This is a genomic window from Paenibacillus sp. F4 (assembly GCF_002894905.1).
Taxonomy (GTDB): domain Bacteria; phylum Bacillota; class Bacilli; order Paenibacillales; family Paenibacillaceae; genus Paenibacillus; species Paenibacillus polymyxa_B.
Window position 1 is genome coordinate 171,301 of the sequence record NZ_POVS01000004.1, and the last position, 21,720, is coordinate 193,020.

Here is a 21,720-nt window from a genome sequence, read left to right on the forward strand (position 1 = left end):
GAGGTGACAGGTAGTTCATCGCCCCGCTTCGAAGATATTCATAATATATTTACTGAAGCGAAAAGGGTGAATAAACAAGCAAAAATGATTGTTGAAGGCTTGTACATAAAATATACATAAAAAAATACGGCCCCCGAAAAGCTTGGAGGCCGCGTTGTATTTGCTTATGCTCATCTGATCTATGAAGCTTAAAAAGTCTTATTTAAGAATACGTACCAGCAGTTCAGCCATCTCACCTCTGCTGATGGCCGCTTTTGGCTTGAGCGTTCCATCTGGATAACCGCTGATCCAACCGGAGGATACTGCATTTTGAAATGCTGCCGAGGCCCATGCTGAAATCTGCTGCTCATCCTTGTAGGATTGCAGTGCAGTAGTGCTGGAAATGGATGTCTGATTTTGCATCGCCTGTGACAGGATCACCATCGCCTGTTCACGGGTAAGACTCTCATCAGGTCCGAAAGTTTGAGCGGTTAGCCCTTGAATCCATCCCTGACGGTGAGCAGAATCCACGGCTGATCCAGCCCAGTGTCCCTGCATATCTGTAAATGAGGTAGAAGGGCTCACATCTCCAGCAGTTCCCAATGCTCTGGTCAGTATGGCTACAAATTCTGCACGGCTTACAGCGCGCTCAGGGCGTATGTTGCCGTCTTTATAGCCTTGTATCCAGCCTTTGTCTGCAAGAGATTGCAGGGACTTCGCTGCCCAATGGCCTTGTACATCCGGCCATACCTGAGCTAGCTCTTGCGAATCTGACGAATTGATGGGGTTATTTTGCACACTGGCATTATTGGTTTGAGTCTTTGCGTCTGTGGCGACGGCAAAGGTACCTAACCCGGTCGTATTCAGACTCACACCCGACAAAATCCCTTTTGAATCCATTACAGCAGTCCCTTTTAGAATCTCACGCTCACCATTCTCATGAATAACAAGAATGGAGAACTGGGGCTCTGCATTGTGTAACTCACCTAAGGATTCGTTATCCAGCGGTAGAATGATCGACGAGGTCCCTGTCACATTAGCTTTGATGTCTGTAACCGGACCCATCAGCGTCAGGCTGGATTGTTGCTCGGCCCAATCACGGATCTGCTGCGCACGTTGTACATCTACCTGCTGGAATGATAATGTAACGTCCTGCTGTCCTGAGGCCATGCTGGTTAAGGTGTCACTGGATATCATCAGTGTTCCATATCGAGATATTACCGATGCACCAATCTTATCCCATTTATTCAGTAAAGAATGAGAAAGGATAACACGACTCAGTTGCTTCTCCTGCTCCAAACGAATGTCTGCGTATGCCTTGCCTTCGCGAAGTGCTTGCTGTATCTGCTCATCCAGGAATGCTGGCGAAGGAACAAAGAGGGAGAACTCTTTCCCTTGTTCGGAAAATCCGCTCTGTGGTACGAAAGCAAATAGATCCTCATTCTTATCTTTGTTAGATTTACCTGTGCTCGCCATTACCTTGGCAGGGACGGTGACTTCTATGGCTTGCGTCAAAGCATGAGAACCATCGCTTACCCTCATAACATCCAGCATGATAGTTACAACGGAAGGAGTATCTGCTTGAACAATAGTTCCGTCTGTACGCACGATGTCTGGCTGGCTACTGCTGCTGATGGTCACACGGAAACCATCAGGTACAACAGGCAACCTGAGCAGTGTGTCACTTGTTGTAGGAGCTGCTATGCTTGTGATGGAATCCGCAACGCGCTGCGCGGTTAACCCTTGCGCATACACTAGCCCTGACGGAGCGCTCTTCATACCATTTACGTTCTGCAGCACATAGTAGCTGGCTCCTTCAGGAACAGGTGTAAATGTATATCTTCCCTCTCCCGAAGCAATTCCTTCCGCTATAAGCTCCTGCTGGGCATTGTACAGCTCAAGCCGTGCGCTCGGTAAGGCGCCTGTAACGATCACAGAGGCTATATCCTCATTGCCTGCTGCGGCTGTAACAGCACGAGGCAGCACGTTTATACGGCGTTCTGCCGGCTCTGCCGTCCAACCACCGTTGTCGCTATAAGCATAGTTCAATACATATACACCAGGTACATTTGTATCGACATTCCCGCTACCTGAAAGCTCAGGGATCAGGATATTGCCGTATACGCTGTCCAGTACACTGGCTCCCGGATCAGTGAAGCTGTCGCCGGCTTCTAGAACAATTGGATTGTTGCCGTTCAATCGTACATAAGGTGTATTCGGCAATGCCTTCAGCACTGTGATCGTGAATGTTCTTTGTACAGAAGCTGCACCTTTAGAAATAATGGCAATTAATTGTACATTCACATCACCGTCTGTATATTTAGGCCGATTTACCTGACCACTGTTGCTGAGGATATCTGGTTGATCCGAAGACCAGTCGATCTGGGTGTCAAATGCTCCTGTAAGAGGTAGAGCAATGGAATCCTTAATCCCTTGCGGATAATCTAAATTCAGTGTATTTGCTGCCAAATTTACGGCTTCATCAGCACTTACGGGCAGTGCAGGCACGAGCAGGCTGAATGTTTTTCGCAGCTCAACCCCGCCTCGTGACACAACTGCTTCCAGCGTGATCGTTTGATCGCCCTGCACATAGCTTGGGAATGTTACATGCCCAGTTTGATCCAGGAACTGGGGCTGAGTCGATGACCATGACACCTGAACACCATTCAAAACGTCTTTTGGCAAATATACGTCTCCGGTTACTGTAGTCATTGGCAACTCAAGCGCCCTGTATGCCGCGTCAACGGCTTCAGTGTCGCTCATGGGCAGACGGAGTACGTGTGCAGTAAAATCCTTTGTTTTCGTTAAGCCTGCAAGTTGCAGGGTAGCCGTTAGGGTAACATCCGTATCTCCACTATTATAAGGGGGTCTGGTGAGTGTTCCATCTACTGCAATAATAAGTGGTTTGGCTGAGGACCATTCGATCTGCGCTCCACCATAACCGGATAAAGGGAGAGAAATATTTTCTGTTAGCGCAGATAAATCGCCAAGCGAGAGGGTGTCTGCTGCTTGATTCAATGTATCTTGAGCAGTGATCTTCGATACGGTAACCTCAAAAGTTTGGGTATCTGAGGCGCTTCCCTTCGCAATCGTTGCTGTCAGTTTTACTTTTCGGTCACCCAGATCATACTGCGGGCGTGTGACAGCCCCCTCGTTCGTAATGATGTTAGGAGTATCCGAACTCCAGCTCACCGTCGTATCATTCAACCCAGCGAGTGGCAGCGTCAGCTTTTGGGATACCGAATCAGCTGTATCTCCAGGTGCGAAGCCTAATGCAAGAGCAGCTTTTGCCTGTGCAACTCTCTCGGCATCGGTAAGTATGTTCACTTTAACCTCTGAGGGAGTGCTCTCCCCCTTAGCATTCACGGCCTGAACCGTGTAAATTGCTTCACCTGGTGGCAATGCTGAAGTGTCTATGAATTGAGTTAAGTTACCTGAATAAAGCGTTACACTATCTCGTATGACTTTGTATGAAGTTGCATAAGGAACAGCATCCCAGCTTAACTCCACTGTATTTCCATTTTTGGTTCCTGTAAAATGACCCGGAGCCTGTGGAACGGGCAATTGCTCCCCATAAGCTGCGAATTCCATGATGGAAGCCCATTGATTGTTTCTTGCATTTCCTTGATCAATATATAATCGCAAGTATCGTGTAGTTACAGGAGTAATGCTCTTTTCAACATTAGAGCTCCCATTATTCTGGACGGTATCAATAGTCACCCAATTACTTCCGTTGCTGCTTGTTTGCAATCGGAAACTGTATGGATCACGTTGATCCCGCCACCCGTTATGGACTCCCATACCTGTAACAACGTATCGATCTACGATATACCAATCTCTCAAGTCTACCTGGATCCATTTCTCACCGTTGCTGGCTTGATACCAGCGGCTTGTCGGCCCGATTGACCCATCCACAGCTCTGGAGGGATCATAGGGCTGGCTATAGCCACTGGATGTGGCTGGTTTATTAAGTACGACATTTTCCCAACCGGCAGCATGTGCCTCATTCGTCCCTATGAGCAGGAACGCACCGCCGATGAATGGCAGCAATGGAACCAGCAAGCGATACAGTTTCAAATTGTTGCGTGTGAAGTTATTGCCTTCGAGCACGCCATCACCTCTTCTTCATTAAATAGCACACCATTGAACATTTCATTATGGACGGGACGGGAATCCCCCTACGGTTGAAATGTAGTAATCTACATTCGGCACCGGAGAGGCTCCACGCAAATCAGGCAATGCAAATGTGGTCGTTCCATTCCCCCCGAAATTAGTACCCAGTAGACTGAACAGTGCTGTATTTTGCGAAATAGATAAGAGCTGACCTTCACATTTTAGCCATCCATTGGGAGCGAACATGTAAGGATACATCGTAATTTCCCCAAGATAAGGTTCGGGCGATGCTTGAGCCTGCTTGGGACTGATCGCTGTTCCCCCTAACAAAATGCCCGCTAACAAACTCAACACAGCGGCTTTCTTCCAAAAATGCTTCTTCATACCTACAACTCCTTTTTTAGATTCGAATAATGGCCCACGAATTCAACAAATTTGTGACATTAGTCATAGAATGAATAGATATTATCATGGAAATCCACTTTTGGCACTACAGTTCACCTATCAAATTCACCTTTTTATTCCTTTTGTGAGTAAAGAAATTTATTCCATTGCCGATGCATCTTTTTTCTAATCCAGGTAAATCTATATACAAATCATCTGGAAGTGAAGGAGGAAAGAGTGTGTGGCAGGTCATCGGAACTCATATGCCCAAATGGAACGTATGGATGGAAGCTTTCTTTTTGTTCATCATCCCTTTGATTATTTTTCTGACGGTACGACAAATTAGAGCGATGGATGGTCGAGAAAGCAGACGTATGGAACGATTAAAGCTTTTAGAAGAAGAAGACCGTTCGCAGCATACAGATCGTAATCCGTCTGTAAGTGAGGCTGAGAATGTAAAGGAGACCTTTACCGAAGATTATGAAGCCAATGTAGCAAAAATCAGACAAGCCGTCACGGATATGTCGGACGTGAACGAACGATCCATTTTTCTGGAAAAACTGAACGCTGTAGGCACACTTTTTTTTGTGGATGGATTAACAGACAAGGTTGGCATGGATCAGAACATACTAAAGCCGCTGATGGATTGGGGCAGCTCCGGGCAAGAGGGGGAAGATCTCCCGAGAGGAGAAGAGCTTCGGGATATGATTACTCGCCAGGTCATGCTGGTATCGGAGACAGAGTATACGGTAGAGGTGAAGTTCTCCTTGCAAAAGGTGCTGTTCGGTTCAGTCATACTCATGATTCAGGGCATACCAGGTGCCTTTGTGCTGGGTACACCCAAAGGGAGTACACGAGGGGTGGAAGACCCCATATCGGAATCGGTGCTGCGGGGACCGCGAGTCGGTTTTACCGAGACCCTCAGCGATAATACAGCAATGCTGCGCAGACATGGAGAAAGTACGGAGCTGGCCATGTCGTCCTTCAAAGTGGGCAAAAGAGTGGAAAAGCAGCTGATGGTGGTGTATTTCAGAGACATTGCCGACCCGGAGCTTGTAGATGAGGTGAAACGGCGGGTCAAAACCATTGATATGGATGAGGTGCTGGAGTCGGGCTATGTGGAGCAGCTTATTGAGGATAATTTTCTTAGCCCCTTTCTGCAAATTCAAAATACGGAGAGACCAGATCGTGTCATGGCTGCATTGCTGGAGGGACGTGTGGCGATTCTGCTGGACGGTACACCTTTTGCCCTCCTTATGCCTGTGACGTACGGGATGATGCTCCAGTCTCCCGAAGATTACTATGAACGATGGATACCGGGGTCGCTTATTCGATTTCTTCGTTTTATGGCAACTACGATATCTCTGTTCGCCCCGGCGCTCTATATCTCCTTTATCTCGTTTCATCCCGGATTGATTCCAACCAAGCTGGTCATTTCCATTATCAGTGCGAGACAGGGTGTTCCGTTTTCGACGCTGATTGAGGCCCTGATTATGGAAATTTCCATCGAAATTTTACGCGAGGCAGGGCTTCGGCTCCCCAAACCTATCGGTCCAGCGATGGGCATTGTCGGCGGTTTGATTATTGGACAGGCCGCTGTTAACGCTGGGATTGTGAGTCCGATTCTCGTTATTGTGGTAGCAGTCACGGCGATTTCTTCCTTTGCCTCACCTGTATACAGCGCCGGGATCTCTATGCGCGTTCTTCGTTTTGGGGCCATGTTCACGGCGGCTATCTTCGGTTTGTATGGAGTGATCATGTTTTTCCTGATGCTGAGCATTCATATGGCTAAATTACACAGCTTCGGCGTGCCGTATCTTAGTTTAACGGCTCCCCGTTCATTGAAGGACTGGAAAGATTACTTTTTGCGAGCACCGTTACAATTTATGAAAAATAGACCCATTCTATTGAAGCATAAAGACCCTAAGCGACAAGGATGAGTTCAACAATACAGGAGGGAGCAAGATGGCCCGTGGGAAAAAAACGGATAAAATTACAACCTTACAGACGACGACAATTGTGCTTTGCTTTATGCTGGCTGCCGGGTTGCTTACCCTTCCCAGAGTAGCCGTTGAAGCTGCCAAAACACCGGATGTATGGATGTCTGTCATTTTAGCAGGGGCTGCCACTTTCCTGTTCGGATGGATTATAGTCAAACTAAGTTCACGGTTTCCAGAAAGCACCTTTTACCAGTATGTTCAGCGGATAACCGGCAAAGCCATCGGCAAAGTGTTGGGCATCTTGTTCGTCATCTATTTTATTTGTATAGCTGCATACGAAATCCGATCTGTGGAGGAAGTAACGTCGTTCTTTTTGCTTGAAGGAACTCCAGTGTGGGCTATTTCAGCACCTTTTATATGGATCTCTCTGTACCTGTGCTTAGGGGGCATAGGTACATTAGGTAAAATATGTCAAGTTATATTCCCGATTACGGCAGCTATTTTTGTATTGATATGCTTGCTGAGTTTGAATATTTTCGAATTGAATAATTTGCGTCCTGTTTTGTCCGAGGGTGTAATGCCAGTGCTTAAAACGCTCAAGACTACAACCCTGACCTTAACGGGGACAGAGTGTCTGCTGTTTATTCTTTGTCGGATGGAAAAACCGAAGAAAGCAACCAAGGCGATTGGACTGGCGATCGGGATCTCGGTCGTTTTTTATACAGCTGCGCTGATTTTATGCATTGGCGCCTTTTCGGTGGAAGGGGTTATGACCAGAACCTGGCCTTTTTTAGACTTGGCCCGCTCCTTTGAAGTGGAGTATCTGTTATTGGAACGGTTCGAATCCCTGTTGTTGTCCATTTGGATCATGCAAATTTTTGCTACATTCAGTATTGCTTTTTATTGCGCTTCGCTCGGAGTTTCTCAAATTTTGAATAGCTCTTATTCCAAGGTGCTGTTCATTTTGCTCCCGTTCATTTACGTCCTGTCCCAAATTCCTAAAAACCTGAATGAGTTATTTTCTTTTGGAACGATCATCGGGAATGCAGCTTTCGTTTTATTCGCGCTGCTTCCACTGCCACTGCTTCTTATTTCTCACTTGAGGGGGTTGCGGTCATGAAGAGAGTCCAGTCAGGATTACTCGGAATGGTGGCTTTCCTGATATGCTGTACACTTTCAGGTTGCTGGAGCAGCTCTCCAGTGGAGGATCTAAATCTGGAGACAGGCATTGCTATGGATGTAGCGTCAGAATCTTCACAAGAAGAACAAATCAATCGGAAAGGAGGAGACTATCCGAAAAAAGAGTTAATCACCGGAACCTTTCAATTTATCATCCCAGAGGAAAGCGGCGGCTCCAACAGTTCCTCCCCACAAGCTAAAAAGTTTTTTAATATTACGGAAACGGGGGATTCCGTTTTTGAAATGTTAAGAGAAATTTCATTGCGAACCAACCGACCGCCCATCGGACAACATTTGAAAACGATTATTATCAGCTCCAGTCTGCTTCGCAAGATTCCGTTGTATGAGCTGCTGGACTTTTTCTTGGCGGATAATGACATTCGACCCAGCGTCCAGCTGCTGATTAGTACAGACAAGGCGGGCAATGCGCTTCAGGAGAGAATTCCTGGTCAAATTCCTGCCTATATCTTAAAGGATATTTTCGAAAATCGTAAACGGAATGCCCGGTTGATAAAACCCGTGGCTTTGGTTAAAGTGGTCGGGCCCATGAAGGGTAAAAGAAGCTTTATATTACCCAATGTCATTACGGCGGAGAATGAAATCAAGCTCGCAGGTGCGGGAGTCATCAAGGGAAAGACGCAAACCTACGCTGGTTTTCTGAATGAGTCAGAGGTCGAGGGTCTCATGTGGATCAAAGGCCAATTGGTTGGAGGCGTGCTGAAAAGTAGTGATCCCCAGACCGGTAAAAATATAGCTTATGAGATCAAAGCGGTGAAAAGCAGGATCAAGGCCAACGTTCAGGGGGACGACATTTCCTTCCAAGTAAAAATGACTTCAGAGGGACGTGTTTCCGAGGTTTTTAACAAGAAAGAAAATTTGCGTAGCAATGATGTGCTCGGACAAGAAGAGAGTATCTTTCAGGAGAAAGTGAATTCATTAGCTGAACAAACTGTAGCCAAAATGCAAAAGCTGCAGGCTGATGTTGGAGGTTTCGGAGAAGCGTTGAGGATTCAACATCCTAAAGTTTGGCATAAGGTCAAAGAGGATTGGGATACCACGTTTAGTACCATTCCTGTACGTTTTAGCACAGATATCCATATTGAAGATTACGGCTCTTCGATTACGACGGCAGACTAGTTTGCACCTATTTAGAAAAACCTTCAATACCACGAATCTACGTGGCGTTGAAGGTTTTTTAGGCTATTCAAACAGGGACAGTGTTTCTTCCAGCCACATAATATAGCTTTCTTCCCGATTAATGGCACGGCTCAGCACCAGATAATGCCCAAATTGATTAGAACCGGGGGCTTGGAGGTTTTCGTCCAGCTGTTGGAGGGATTTCTTACTTTCGTACAGATACTCCAGCTTCTCTTTACGTTTGGTTATCTGGTCCTCGAACAATCGCTTGTTCTCTTCCTTGGGGATGGCCGCTGAGAAATACAGCATGAGCATAAACTCATCCTTTTCCGTTTCCGGTAACTCTTTGGGGCTCAGGAGCCATTCGGTCAGTTCTTGGGTTCCTTTGGGGGTAATGCAGTACAGCTTTTTTTCCAGCTTGGCTCCTGTAATGGAGGTGCGATATTCAATAAGCTCCTCTTCGGTCAGCCTTCTTAACTCAGGATAAATCTGACTGTGTTTGGCGCTCCAAAATTGTCCGATTTCCTTCTTGAATTGACTCGTAATATCGTAGCCGCTCATTTCCTCTTTATGAACCAGGCCCAAAATAGCGTATTTTAATGTGCGTTTCAACGTAGCTCTCCTTGTCAAACGTTATTTGACACTAGTATACCATAGTGCTACAATTTATATGTATTTAAAAACATGTTTAATATTACATGTTTTGAATTGAATATTAATTATCTTTGGTCTCCTATTCAATTCATAAAAACTTATAATTTAGGAAAGAAGGATGCAAGATGGACAAGTTTATCGGCAGCCACATGATCTACACTTATGAGAATGGTTGGGAGTACGAAATATATATTAAAAATGAAGATACGATCGATTATCGCATTCATAGTGGTATGGTAGGCGGCCGCTGGGTACGTGATCAGAAGGTCAATCTGGTGAAGCTGGTGGAAAATGTGTATAAAGTATCGTGGACCGAACCGACTGGCACTGACGTTTCTCTGAACTTTATGCCTGAGGAAAAACGTATGCACGGCATTATTTTCTTCCCTAAATGGGTTCATGAGCATCCGGAAATCACTGTGCGCTATCAAAACGATTTTATTCCACTGATGGAGGAATCGCGTGAAAAGTATGAAACGTATCCGAAGTATGTGGTTCCTGAATTTGCAGATATTACATTCATCGAAAATGCGGGTGTGAACAACGAACAATTAATTTCCCAAGCACCTTATGCAGGAATGACAGACGATATTCGTGCAGGTAAATTGCAAGTGTAATCAGCTCTGTGCTGAAAGTGTAAAAGCCTGGCCTGTGATAAACAGTCTCAGGCTTTTTTACGTTAACTGGAAAGTAGATTGCTAATGGAGTGGTGGACGATATTTAGAATGAATAGTAGACCAGGCCATGCTCGATGAGATAAGAACGACTAATCCGAGGGGGGAGAATGGTCGCTGTTGGGGAGAGAATGTGCAGGTACGCATGGGCAGTCAGATCGGATAAGGCAGATAGAGCCAGCTCTGTTTTATCAGGTCCCCAGTGATCAGCGTGGTGCTGAATATATTGCTCAGCCTCGGTTAAGGACAGACCCTTGAGCGAGGTAAACACGGAAGCCCAGCGGACGAGGTCAAAAGCGCCTTTAATTTCAGGCAGCTCATATTCCGCCAGACCTTGAGCGCCGTTACACGACATAGTAAGCAAGCCACAGCAATGGTGTTGATAAGGTTTTGAGTCAGGAAATTGACGATAGTCGTATTGAATCATTTCCATGGAACCAATGCGTAATTGGGTCGCTTGGGACGTTGTGGGCTGGGCAAGCGTCATGCTCATGCTAGAACGGCCTCCTTCTTGGATTCACTGTAAATAGGGATGGAAGAATCATACGTCACAGAGGATGTAATGTAAATCACGGATACAAGTGTAAAATGAGGATATGTAGCGAAAAACGAGCTTTAATGCCAATGGAAACGGATACTTGCCTCCATTTCTTTTGTTATCTTGGGGAACGTCTTTATATCATAAAAAAACAACCCCAGATCTCCCCAGGGTCGTCTCTACTAAAAATATAGTTCAGCATTTCGCAAAATGCTTGTTTTGCTGATCACACGGGTGTGACGTCCTGAATTTCCTCTTCTTCTTTCCAAATCACATTCTCTCGATAGTTTGATCCCCAATCGTACATTGCTCTCAGTACCGGAATCAGGCTTTCGCCATGCTCTGTCAGTGAATATTCCACATGTGGAGGAACGACAGGATAGACTTTACGCAGAATGAGTTTATCTTCCTCTAGTTCGCGCAATTGGTTGGTCAGCATTTTTTGCGTAATGTGGGGGATTAGCTTCTTCAATTCACCAAACCGCTTGGTGCCTTCCATACCGAGATGCCACAAAATAATCAGCTTCCATTTTCCACCGATGACCGCGAGAGTCAATTCCTTATCACAATTAATCAGCTTCAAATCAATCCGGTCTTTTACAGTAGTGATATTCATCGACCTCCTGTCCGTAGTTATTCCAAGTATACTATCTATAGCTACTATACGCAAAAGGATATACATCCATTTTGGAAACTATGCCTACGCTTGGGTACAGAGACCGGACAGTGAAGCATGATGATTACGCAAGACCGGAAAACAGGACTGTAACATTCCTAATATGCATAATTCCAGAAAACTGAGGCGCTAAGAAGGAATCACAATAGTATTAAAGGACTCCGGCTCCAGCTCCAAGCGGTGTGTTGTTTCACCGAGGGACAGATTCAGCACACGCGATTCCTTGAACGGATTGGCGATGACTACCACCCTTTGCCCGTCTATATTTTGAAAAGCAACTGCATTTCCAGTCCATGAGCCACGAAGTCCGATGCGTCGGGCACCCGGTAATACAAAATGAGAAAAATGCTTCATGACATAATACTCTGGATTCAGGATAGGTTTTCGATCCGCTAGATCAACCGTAATCATCGAATTTTGCTCCCAGCCCCATGTGCTCTTACCTTTTGGTTCCAAAACCATATTCCAGTAAATATAAGCATTCACACCATTGGTGAAGTAGTGCTGGTACAGATTATATACATATTTGGCGTAGTCCCATGAGTTTTCTCCGTTACCGCATTCATTTTCTGTTTGCATGTAACGAAGCTCAGGATAGCTGGCAACGGTGCGCTGAATGGCATTTTTGCCTGCCCACTGGTAGCCTACGCCTTTAATATATTTGTAGGCTTCGGGGTCACTCAACACGGTATGGGCATACTCATCGAATCCGGTCGAAGTCTTTTTCATTAATTCCTCCCACGGATCGGGTGCGTTAATGGTGCCCAGCCAAATTTCCGTATCCAGTCCGTGTTCCTCAAAAGCAGGGCCCAAATAATCACGAATAAATTCACGCAGTTGCTCTCCGGTCCATACACAGGAAGGGAACTTCTGATCGGCAATGACTTCATTTTGAACATGAATCTGATGAATTGTAATACCTGCCTCTCGATAAGCCTGAACAAATTTGACAAAGTACAATGCATACGCTTTCAAAATATCCTTTTCCCAGCGCAGCGTGCCGTAATTGTAGGCTTTCGGTGATTTCATCCATGTTGGCGGGCTCCAGGGTGAGGCGAACAGCTTCAAGTCCGGATTGAGTTGCAACGCTTCCCGAATAAAAGGAATGAGATATTGCTGATCACGCTCAATGGAAAAGTGCTTCATCTCCACGTCGCCGTCTGTTTCATTGTGGCTGTACCACTCCAGCGCGTAGTCACTCGCTCCAATAGGAAGTCGGCAAATCGCAAATTTGTGCTCGCCCTCTGGATGAAAGAGAGAATGAAGCACCCGATCTCGTTCGTCCTTTTCCAAATGGTTCAGGGCCACATAACCTAATTCATTAAAACAGCCACCAAAGCCTTCGACAAGCTGATGTGTTTCTCCCGTAAAGATTAGATTGGCACTCTCTTGAGTATCGGTCAAATGATGAGCTTGGGATTGCCAAGCTTTAGCTTTGGAAGTGGAAAACCACTGCATGGTTTGATTACTCATGTATTACCCTCCTGTTCAGGCTTTTTGTATCTCTTCTTATTATAGGGTAGGATCATAGGAGATGAGATGGTCTGAGCCACGACAAATTTGCCCTAATCCAAGGTTGAATTTGCGGATGAGAACTTCTGCTGATAAGAAGTGTCAAGAACACATAAAGTACACATATCTTTGATATGCTGGTGTCCTAGAATGACCGAAAGAGGGAAGTCGATTGAAGAAAAGAGTTCTTCTCGTGGAGGATGAAATACGTATTCGTGAAGTGATTGCGGATTATTTTAAACAGAATAATTGGGAAGTCTATGAAGCGGGCAATGGAAAAGATGCACTGATCTGGTTTGATTCGGTGCAGCCGGACCTGATTATACTCGATATTATGATGCCGGAGCTGGATGGTTGGGAGGTGTGCCGCCAGGTGCGCAGCCGCTCAGGTGTGCCTATCATTTTGTTGACAGCCAAATCCGGTGATGATGATAAAATATTAGGCTTTGAACTGGGAGCCGATGATTACGTTACCAAACCTTTCAGCCCCAAGGTGCTGATCGCCCGCGCCAACGCGCTGATGAAACGGGTGGAGGGACATGTACAGCCGGAGTCGCATATTTTGCGGTTCGGTAGTGCCATTCTCAACACGATGGCTCATCGGCTTGAGGTGGATCAGGCGGAAGTCGAGCTGACGCCCAAGGAGTATGAGCTGCTGCGGCTGCTTATACATAATAAAGGCATAGTTATTTCACGGGATGCGATACTGAACCGAGTGTGGGGCATCGACTTTGAAGGAGATACACGAGTTGTCGATACGCATATCAAAAAGCTGAGAAGTAAGCTAGGCCGTGAATCACGCCATATCCGTACGGTTTTTGGTACAGGCTATAGGTTTGAGGAGGAAGAATGAACAAACGGGGAGTTACCTTTAAGTTGTTCATTATGACGGTTGTGTTTTTCCTGTGTTTTTACGGTATGGTGATCTTAAGTCAATTGCTGTTTTTTGAAAATTTTTATCAGCAACAGAAGATTGGTCGTGTGGAAAACCGCTTGCAAAGCTTCGGTCAAAGTTATGTCCAGGAGGCTTGGGGATCGGGTAGGGTTTCGCGTGAGGCAGCTCGCTTTATGCTTCAGAATAAAAACCAGCTGGCGATTGTAACGCTGGACGGCAAAGTAAAGCTGGATGATGCGTTTCATATCAATCTAAGAAAAGCAGATGGTAAAATCGTTAAAATATCGCTGTCTCTGTTTATGAGCGAGTACGGAGATGAACTGAGAGCTGCTCGGATTCAGCCCGGTGATACGGTAACGGTTGAAGGTGAGGGATTGGGAACGGACGGCATCTCTACCGCCAATTTAATTTATCCAACCGGCATACAGAAGCTTGGTTTCAAAAATATAGGATCGACTTCGGAAGAGGCAAGCACAGATGGCAGTGTAAGGTTTTCCGGTACGGTGACAGAGATTGTACTGCCGGATCTGAAAACATGGAGTCAGCGACAAGGCTTACTGTTTAGTGCGCTGGAGGAATGGTTCCCTTTATCACAGGCGCATCTGGAGAAACTTAAGAATTTCGAAGTGTTGGAGGAAGAGTGGACGGAACCTTGGACAGGGGTACGCAATGCAGTCATAGTCCATCCTGTTCGTCAGGACACAGGCGAGATCGACCTCCTGTTCACAGTGACATCGTTGCAGGAAATTAGTGAGACGAATGAAGCTCTGCGCTGGTTTTATCTGTACCTGGGGATCGGGGGATTTGCACTCATTCTGATTTTGTCCCTGTTCTATTCCCGGATGGTGACCCGTCCGCTCATTGCTTTGAATAATACCGCCAAGCGGATGGCTAAGCTCGATTTTACAGCCCATACACCAATCCGGCAGAATGATGAACTGGGCAGCCTGTCCTACAGCATGTATACCCTGTCCCAGAACCTGGACACAGCTTTGCGCGAGCTTCAGGAGGCCAATCAGCAATTGGTAGAGGACATGGAACAGAAGCAGAGGATGGAGGCTGTGCAACAAGACTTTTTTGCCAACGCTTCTCATGAGCTGAAAACCCCGCTGAGTATCATTAAAGGCTTCGCAGAAGGATTACAAGATGGGGTTAGCGCCGGGAAGCAGGATCATTATATGAAAGTCATTGTAGAGGAAGCGGACAAAATGGAGCGATTGGTCAAAGATATGCTGGACCTCGCCAAATTGGAATCGGGTACCCTCAAGCTTCGCAAGACGACCTTCATCTTGAGTGAGCTGGTGGAGGAGGTCGTGGACAAGTTATTCCATTTGTTGAAGAAGAAAAAGCTGGAAGTGGTCATTATCCCCGCCAATGAGATGCCGATCCGTGCCGATGTAGGATGGCTGGAACAGGTGATTATCAACTTTGTTGTCAATGCCATACGACATGCTGAGGAAGGAAGCTCAATCACGATTCGTGTCGAAGGTGCTGGGGAAATCAGTTTTTTTTCCATTGAAAATAAAGGTGAGACCATTCCTGACGATCAACTGGAGCAGATATGGGATCGGTTTTACCGGGCTGAGCTGTCTCGAAACCGCCAGACAGGTGGGACAGGGCTCGGGCTGTCGATCGTCAAACGAATTTTGGATTTGCACGAATTCCGCTATAAGGTGGAGAATACCAAGGACGGCGTCCGTTTTGTTGTTATATTCGGAGGCTAAGCTACGGCAAAGGAGTTAAGAGTATGAAATGGAATTGGTTGCCCTCACTATGCACGATTGCAAACCTGGGGGCAGGGGTCTTATCCCTGTATTTCACGATTCATGAGCAATACATGACCGCTTTTATTCTCGTGGTGGTGGCTGCTTTATGGGATGTATTAGACGGTTTGCTGGCAAGGCTGTTGCATTGTTCCAGTGATTTTGGCAAACAGCTCGATTCGCTGGCGGATGTTGTCTCATTTGGGGTTGCCCCTGCTTTCTTGATCTTGTTATACAAGCTGGGAGATACCCATTGGATAGGACCGCTTGTGGCTGTTTTGTTTGTCATATGCGGTGCGGTAAGATTGGCAAGATTCAACCTAATGGCTTTTAGCAAAGGCTTTGTAGGTATGCCGATTACGGCGGCGGGTGTGATTTTGTCCTTTATGTTTTTATGGAGTGAGCATTTGAAGCCGGGGTTGTTGCTTGCATTAATGGTAGTGCTGTCGTTCCTGATGGTTAGCCGTATTCCCTTTCCGTCCTTCAAAAAATAATCGGTCAGGAGGTGGCTCCCCTATGGAATGGGTCATCAGCATGATTACACAATACGGATATATCGCTATTTTTGCTCTTCTTGCTCTTGGGATTATCGGTTTACCGGTTCCAGATGAAATTATTATGGTGTTTGTCGGCTATTTATCTTCTATTATGGTACTGAATTATTCGGTGTCTATATTAGTCAGCTTCATCGGTGCAATGACAGGGATGATGATCAGCTACACGCTAGGCAAAAAGCTGGGTCAGCCCTTGGTGGATAAGCACGGCAAGTGGGTTGGATTGACACCGAAGCGATTTGCAAGAGTTAAGGGGTGGTTTGCGCGCTTTGGGTTATGGACCATTTTGTTTGGTTATTTTATCCCAGGAGTCAGACATGCGACAAGCTATTTGTCGGGCATTAGTGCGATGCCTGTCCGAAAATATATGCTGGTGGCAAGCGCAGGTTCTCTGATATGGACGCTTATTTTTATCTCCATTGGTTATATTGCAGGGGCGAATATAAACCTTCATTAAGGTGACCTCAAAAGTAATGTAGCATTTTTCACGTATACCACCGATAATATAAATAAAGATACTGTACAACCAGTGAGGGGATCTGTATTGAATGCATTAATGAAGTATATTGAGAAGTTACCTAGTTTTCTGCAAATGATCTTGAATATCTCGCTGTTTCTGGTCGGGCTGATTTTAAGCTTCTTACTTCTAAAAGAAACATGGTCCATTTTTTCTTATGTTTTTTTGTACACAGAGGCCGACAAAAATTACTATGAATTCACGGAAGAGTTGCTTGTGTTTTTCTTGTATTTTGAATTCATAGCATTAATAGTTAAGTACTTTAAAACCAATTTTCATTTTCCATTACGTTATTTTATCTATATTGGGATCACGGCTGTCATCAGGCTCATTATTGTAGATCATGATGATGCTAAAAATACATTCTGGTGGTCTATTGCTATCCTAGTCATGGTAGGTTCTCTATTGATCGCTAACAGTAAATTGATAAAAAGAGAAAATTGATACTCAGGAAGATTGCAAAGTTGACAGTCAAGTGGGAAAGAGGGAATAAAGACGAATGGTAAGAAACTGGATGAATCATGCGGGCGTCAGGCGGGTAGCCGTCCTTGCGATAATCGTTTTGCTGTTGTTTATGTTAAGAAGCATGATGAACATTATGTTGTTAACACTGCTGCTTACGATCTTGATTGGTAGTATATATAACGGAGTGAATAAGCTGGTCAAGCGGTTCGTCAATGTGCCGTCAATGATTGTGCTGCTACTGGTGTATGGGTTGCTAATTCTGATTATGGTGTGGGGCGTTTACAGAATGGTGCCGCTAATCGTTGTACAGGTCAAGCAGGTGTATCTCATGATTCAGCAAGCGTATATGTATCCTGATCGTAATCAATGGAACGAAACGATTATCGAATTTATGGACACGCTGAATGTTCAGCGGCTATTTGAGCCTGGCCTGAGTGCAGTGATGAAGGTCAGTCAATTGGGAACACAGCTTCTGGTGTCGATTATTTTGAGCTTGTTCTTCCTGATGGAAAAATCCTATATTACACGTTTTACAGCTACGTTTGTAGATAGCAAGCTGGGTTGGTTTTTCAAGGAAGTGGGTCATTTTGGCCGTATGTTTCTGGGTACGTTCGGGAAGGTATTGGAGGCTCAACTGCTGATTTCACTTATTAACTGTATATTGACCACGATTGCGCTCTGGATTATGGGCTTCCCTAATCTGCTCGGTCTTGCGCTCATCATTTTCGTACTGGGATTGGTTCCTGTGGCAGGCGTGTTTATCTCACTGGCACCGCTCGGCCTGATCGCTTTCAGTGTCGGTGGCATTCAATATGTGATTTATCTAGTTATTCTGATCGTGGTGATTCATGCGATTGAGGCCTATTTCTTAAATCCGAAGCTGATGTCATCCAAAACGAATTTACCGATCTTCTTTACCTTTGTCGTACTTATTTTCTCTGAGCATCTGATTGGAATTTGGGGCTTGATTGTAGGTATTCCGTTGTTTGTTTTCTTCCTTGATCTGATTGGGATAAAACGCAAGCAAGAGAAGGATACTTGATTCAGCACTACAGATTCCACCCTTGTATAGTGACTATTGATCCACTACGAATGCCTGCGAAGCCGCAGGCATTTTTTATTGCCCTTTTGTTCATAGGAAGAATTGCTGACGTTCATCATCATGCAGGAAGTGTCCAACGGCATTATCTAATGCATTCTCACCTACTTTTTAATTCTCTTGTTAGCTATAGTACACTGAATATGCAAGATTAGATCAAGTGAAAAGAAATGAGATGATACAGTTGGAACAGAAAATTAAAGTATTGGCTATATCAGGTAGTCTTCGTCAAAAGTCCTCCAATACAGCGCTTATGAAGGCTACTATTGGGCTGGCTTCTGAAAATATGATATTCACAGTGTATGATGGATTGGGGCATCTCCCGCATTTTAACCCTGACTTGGATGTAGATGAAGGGTCAGCTTCCGTAAGAGAGCTACGGGAACAATTGAAACAAGTGGATGGAGTGCTGATCTGTACACCAGAATATGGAAATGGTGTGCCGGGTGCTTTGAAAAATGCCTTGGATTGGCTCGTATCTTCAGGTGAATTTGTAAATAAACCTACAGCGGTCATTAGCGCGTCACCATCTCCTATGGGCGGCCATCTGGCGCATGCCTCGCTGCTGCTCACATTGCAAATGATCAATGCAGAGATTGTGGAGAATGGAAAGGTCATTATTCCGCATATCACCTTGAAGCTAAATCAGGAAGGTGATATTACAAACGCTGAAACTAGGCAGGAGCTAGAAGCATTACTTCAAGGGCTTGAGCAAGCTTGCTTAAGCACAGGAACTCTTTAGATTTTTGAAGTTTAATATTTGAAGTTTAATAAAGGAAAAGCAGCGGCAGTCTAAGATTTCATTTTCACCTTCGAAGCTGCCGCTTCCTCTTTTAATTGATTTTAAAGTTTAAATGTTAGACAGTGTCCAATAAGCTCTCGTATACCTTTAATCGGGCATATACCGTTCCGAGTATGGGGTAAACAGTATTACTGGTTGAAGCCAATGCAAGCAGTGAACCATGTAGATGACTGGCTTCAATCGGAAGCTTTTTATGCATATCGCGTTGCATGGATGACATCATCTCAGGTCGTAAGGATTTCATCGTTTTCAGTGTATGAGCTTCCATCTCTGAATCAATCGGCATCCCCGCGTTGCGAGCAAGTGTGACAATCTCATGCAGCAGCTTTTCGTATATAGCTCGTGACTCTGCCGTGGCAAGTATAGTCCCAACCGAGGCATCCATCAATGTTGTAATTGCACTCAAGCTGGCAACGAATATATATTTCTGCCAAACTTCACGCTGGATATCGTGACTTCGTGCCACTGTGAAGCCTGCATGATCAAGATGATTCAGCAGCAGTTGTGTACGCTCTGAGTGCACTCCGTTCCATTCACCGAAGACGATACGGTGGAACGGACTTGTCTGAACAACAGAACCATCATGATCCAGCGTAGTTTCAATATAACAAAGTCCGCCCAGTACTTTTTCAGAACCGAATTGCTTGCGCAAAAAGTCAAAATGTTCGTAACCATTAAGTAACGGAAGAATCATGGTATGATCACCGACATAAGGCTCAAGATCGAATTGCAATTGGGGAAGATGATACGCTTTGACCGAAATGATAATACAGTCGAACGGATCGGCAGCTTCACCATTTGTAATAGCACGCACTGGTGTCTGAAAATCCCCATGAACACTTTTAACAATTAGACCGTCTTCTGCCAACTGAGATTTTTTTGAAGGGCGTACGAGGAAGGTCACGTCTTCTCCTTTTTGAACAAGAAGTCCCCCAAAATAGCCTCCAATCGCCCCTGCACCTACAATCAGAAATCGCATTATAGGGTTCCTGCCTTTACTTTTGCATTCCCGTATAATCCTTCTACTACGTTCTCATCTGCCTTAAAAACATGCTCCTCGCCTGGGAAAGAACGATTCTTCACGTCTTCAACATATTGCCCGATGCTGTTACGAATCAAAGCACCTATATCCGAATAGGTTTTAACGAACTTTTTCTCCCGGTAAGGAGCCGAGTATTGTAACATGTCATGATACACCAAAACCTGGCCATCACAGTATCTCCCCGCACCGATGCCTATGACCGGAATAGATATCTCTCGGGTGATGCTCTTCGCTACTTCCTCTGTCACCAGCTCTAACACGATGGCAAAAGCTCCCGCTTGCTCCAGGGCCCGGGCATCATTTAGAAGGCGCTCAGCGGCCTGTGAGTTTTTACCTTGAATGAAGTATCCGCCGATTTGATGCACAGACTGTGGTGTAAGTCCGATATGCCCCAGTAGTGGGACGCCGGATTGAACAATTCGCTTCACGGTGTCGCAAATTTCCATGCCCCCTTCTAATTTCACGGCATGGGCATGTCCCTCTTGCATGAGCCTGCGCACATTAGTAAGGGCTTTTTCACTACTCCCGTGGTACGTCATAAATGGCATATCCGCGACAATAAAAGTATGTTCCGCACCGCGCACGACAGACCGTGTATGATAGACCATATCATCCATAGTGACGGGCAGTGTGGAGTTATAATTAGATAACACATTACCTACGGAATCACCGACAAGGATGATATCGATCCCGGCTTCCTCAGCCAAACGAGCAGATGGATAGTCATACGCCGTAATCATACTTATAGGTGAACCTTCTTGTTTCATTTTCTTCAATTGCAAAATATGAAGTGCTTTCGAGGTTGCCATGGTTGCATTCAAATCCTTTCCTACCTTTATTTTAGATCACAAAAAAACCTTTCAGCACATGGCTGAAAAGGTCCGAAAGGCAAAAAAAGAGTCAATTTGCGACCGTTCTTTTGTCTCGGTCCTTGCGGATCAGAGCAAAATCCAACGAGTTCACCTCCATAGGCTCACACATCTATATATTGATTACACTAACTAGAGTACCGTTCGAATGTATCGATACAGCCTCTCACGGAAGTATACCAAAATATAGGGCTGTTGCATAACATTCTCTACTATATGAACAAAACAAGCCCCTCTAACTTCCTGTTCGGAAGTGAAGGGCTGTCAGCTTGCAGATACAGTATGTAAAATATCGCTAAATCTTTAGGACGTGTATGAAGTCATGGACGGTCGATAAATTTCATATAGAAAGGATTGACCCTCCCGATAGAATTCTAATTGTAGCATGAAACTATTGTATGTGGAGAGCGTGATATAATAGGGCACAAATCGTTTCATAGATGATGACTCAAGCAGAGGAGTGAAGGCTGGTGTATGAACAAATTGTAGCGTATGGTCTGAGCCAAAAAGAAGCTGTTAAGGATTATCCATTCGGAGCTGATCCCCTGGTACTAAAAGTAGGGGGCAAGATGTTTGCACTTCTAACTGAAAAGGATGACATTTGCCACGTATCCTTGAAATGTGATCCAGTCATTGCGGTAAATCTGCGTGAACAAAACAAGGCGATTAAGCCAGGCTATCATTTGAATAAAAAGCATTGGAATACGATTGAGGTTGATGCTACCTTCCCACTGGAGGATTTGTACAGCATGATCGACCATTCGTATGAGCTGGTCTTCAAGAGCTTAACCAAAGCGCAACGCGAAGCGATTACGATGAGAATACGGGCAACGGATCTGTAAAGGGCTGATGAAGCCCTTAGTTTGTATCCAAAAATACTTATTAACATTATTATAGTTTTACTTGACAGAAATCACGAATGGATATA

Annotated in this window: 20 protein-coding genes; 12 read left to right on the plus strand and 8 right to left on the minus strand. The window is 45.2% G+C overall.

The window, feature by feature from the left end; genetic code table 11:
• Window positions 1-198: 198 nt before the first annotated feature.
• Both C1T21_RS01475 and C1T21_RS01480 read right to left on the minus strand, forming a co-directional pair.
• Entirely contained in the window at window positions 199-4,089 is a 3,891-nt protein-coding gene (locus tag C1T21_RS01475) for an immunoglobulin-like domain-containing protein (RefSeq protein WP_103046918.1), read from the minus strand.
• Window positions 4,090-4,134: 45 nt separating this feature from the next.
• A complete protein-coding gene (locus C1T21_RS01480) occupies window positions 4,135-4,476 on the minus strand; it encodes a phage tail protein (RefSeq protein ID WP_103046919.1) in 342 nt (113 codons plus the stop codon).
• Window positions 4,477-4,715: 239 nt separating this feature from the next.
• Between C1T21_RS01480 and C1T21_RS01485 the strand changes: the two genes are divergently transcribed.
• From C1T21_RS01485 to C1T21_RS01495, 3 genes are read left to right on the plus strand one after another with little or no spacing between them, the layout of a single operon-like run.
• Window positions 4,716-6,416, plus strand: a complete 1,701-nt coding sequence (locus C1T21_RS01485; RefSeq protein ID WP_103046920.1) for a spore germination protein — start codon at window positions 4,716-4,718, stop codon at window positions 6,414-6,416.
• A gap of 25 nt (window positions 6,417-6,441) precedes the next feature.
• Window positions 6,442-7,536, plus strand: coding sequence for a GerAB/ArcD/ProY family transporter (locus C1T21_RS01490; RefSeq protein WP_103046921.1), 1,095 nt, complete (start codon window positions 6,442-6,444; stop codon window positions 7,534-7,536).
• A complete protein-coding gene (locus C1T21_RS01495) occupies window positions 7,533-8,732 on the plus strand; it encodes a Ger(x)C family spore germination protein (protein WP_103046922.1) in 1,200 nt (399 codons plus the stop codon). Before C1T21_RS01490 ends, C1T21_RS01495 begins: the two co-directional genes overlap by 4 nt.
• Before the next feature lie 63 nt (window positions 8,733-8,795).
• Here C1T21_RS01495 and C1T21_RS01500 read toward each other — a convergent pair whose 3' ends face one another.
• Entirely contained in the window at window positions 8,796-9,344 is a 549-nt protein-coding gene (locus tag C1T21_RS01500) for a PadR family transcriptional regulator (protein WP_103046923.1), read from the minus strand.
• Window positions 9,345-9,511: 167 nt separating this feature from the next.
• Here C1T21_RS01500 and C1T21_RS01505 point away from each other — a divergent pair, with 167 nt between their 5' ends.
• The gene (locus tag C1T21_RS01505; RefSeq protein WP_013308656.1) at window positions 9,512-10,003 is read left to right on the plus strand and encodes a phenolic acid decarboxylase; all 492 of its coding nucleotides are present in this window, start codon (window positions 9,512-9,514) and stop codon (window positions 10,001-10,003) included.
• A gap of 103 nt (window positions 10,004-10,106) precedes the next feature.
• On the opposite strand, the gene C1T21_RS01510 is transcribed toward C1T21_RS01505, so the two are convergent.
• The 3 genes from C1T21_RS01510 to C1T21_RS01520 form a co-directional block, all read right to left on the minus strand.
• Window positions 10,107-10,553, minus strand: coding sequence for a hypothetical protein (locus C1T21_RS01510; protein ID WP_103046924.1), 447 nt, complete (start codon window positions 10,551-10,553; stop codon window positions 10,107-10,109).
• A 271-nt stretch (window positions 10,554-10,824) separates the two neighbouring features.
• On the minus strand, window positions 10,825-11,214 hold the full coding sequence (locus C1T21_RS01515; RefSeq protein WP_061831260.1) for a winged helix-turn-helix transcriptional regulator: 390 nt from the start codon (window positions 11,212-11,214) through the stop codon (window positions 10,825-10,827).
• A 189-nt stretch (window positions 11,215-11,403) separates the two neighbouring features.
• Window positions 11,404-12,747 (minus strand): glycoside hydrolase family 30 protein, encoded by a 1,344-nt coding sequence (locus C1T21_RS01520; protein WP_103046925.1) that lies wholly within the window; start codon window positions 12,745-12,747, stop codon window positions 11,404-11,406.
• Window positions 12,748-12,958: 211 nt separating this feature from the next.
• On the opposite strand from C1T21_RS01520, the gene C1T21_RS01525 reads away from it, so the two are divergent.
• The 7 genes from C1T21_RS01525 (at window position 12,959) to C1T21_RS01555 (ending at window position 18,821) form a co-directional block, all read left to right on the plus strand.
• Window positions 12,959-13,639, plus strand: coding sequence for a response regulator transcription factor (locus C1T21_RS01525; protein ID WP_061831262.1), 681 nt, complete (start codon window positions 12,959-12,961; stop codon window positions 13,637-13,639).
• On the plus strand, window positions 13,636-15,405 hold the full coding sequence (locus tag C1T21_RS01530; RefSeq protein WP_103046926.1) for a sensor histidine kinase: 1,770 nt from the start codon (window positions 13,636-13,638) through the stop codon (window positions 15,403-15,405). The genes C1T21_RS01525 and C1T21_RS01530 overlap by 4 nt, the downstream gene beginning before the upstream one ends.
• A gap of 23 nt (window positions 15,406-15,428) precedes the next feature.
• Complete coding sequence (gene pssA, locus C1T21_RS01535) at window positions 15,429-15,938, plus strand: CDP-diacylglycerol--serine O-phosphatidyltransferase (RefSeq protein ID WP_025677988.1); 510 nt, start codon at window positions 15,429-15,431, stop codon at window positions 15,936-15,938.
• A 22-nt stretch (window positions 15,939-15,960) separates the two neighbouring features.
• Window positions 15,961-16,455: a DedA family protein gene (locus C1T21_RS01540; protein WP_103046927.1), complete on the plus strand. Its 495-nt coding sequence runs from the start codon at window positions 15,961-15,963 to the stop codon at window positions 16,453-16,455.
• Window positions 16,456-16,542: 87 nt separating this feature from the next.
• Entirely contained in the window at window positions 16,543-16,959 is a 417-nt protein-coding gene (gene psiE / locus C1T21_RS01545) for a phosphate-starvation-inducible protein PsiE (RefSeq protein ID WP_025723919.1), read from the plus strand.
• A gap of 55 nt (window positions 16,960-17,014) precedes the next feature.
• A complete protein-coding gene (locus tag C1T21_RS01550) occupies window positions 17,015-18,022 on the plus strand; it encodes an AI-2E family transporter (RefSeq protein WP_103046928.1) in 1,008 nt (335 codons plus the stop codon).
• A 232-nt stretch (window positions 18,023-18,254) separates the two neighbouring features.
• Window positions 18,255-18,821 (plus strand): NADPH-dependent FMN reductase, encoded by a 567-nt coding sequence (locus C1T21_RS01555; protein WP_103046929.1) that lies wholly within the window; start codon window positions 18,255-18,257, stop codon window positions 18,819-18,821.
• A 115-nt stretch (window positions 18,822-18,936) separates the two neighbouring features.
• On the opposite strand, the gene C1T21_RS01560 is transcribed toward C1T21_RS01555, so the two are convergent.
• A complete protein-coding gene (locus tag C1T21_RS01560; RefSeq protein WP_103046930.1) occupies window positions 18,937-19,860 on the minus strand; it encodes a ketopantoate reductase family protein in 924 nt (307 codons plus the stop codon).
• Window positions 19,860-20,732 (minus strand): 3-methyl-2-oxobutanoate hydroxymethyltransferase, encoded by an 873-nt coding sequence (panB, locus tag C1T21_RS01565; protein WP_103047035.1) that lies wholly within the window; start codon window positions 20,730-20,732, stop codon window positions 19,860-19,862. The genes C1T21_RS01560 and panB overlap by 1 nt, the downstream gene beginning before the upstream one ends.
• A gap of 530 nt (window positions 20,733-21,262) precedes the next feature.
• Between panB and C1T21_RS01570 the strand changes: the two genes are divergently transcribed.
• Complete coding sequence (locus C1T21_RS01570; protein ID WP_061831267.1) at window positions 21,263-21,634, plus strand: MmcQ/YjbR family DNA-binding protein; 372 nt, start codon at window positions 21,263-21,265, stop codon at window positions 21,632-21,634.
• The last annotated feature ends 86 nt before the right edge of the window (window positions 21,635-21,720 follow it).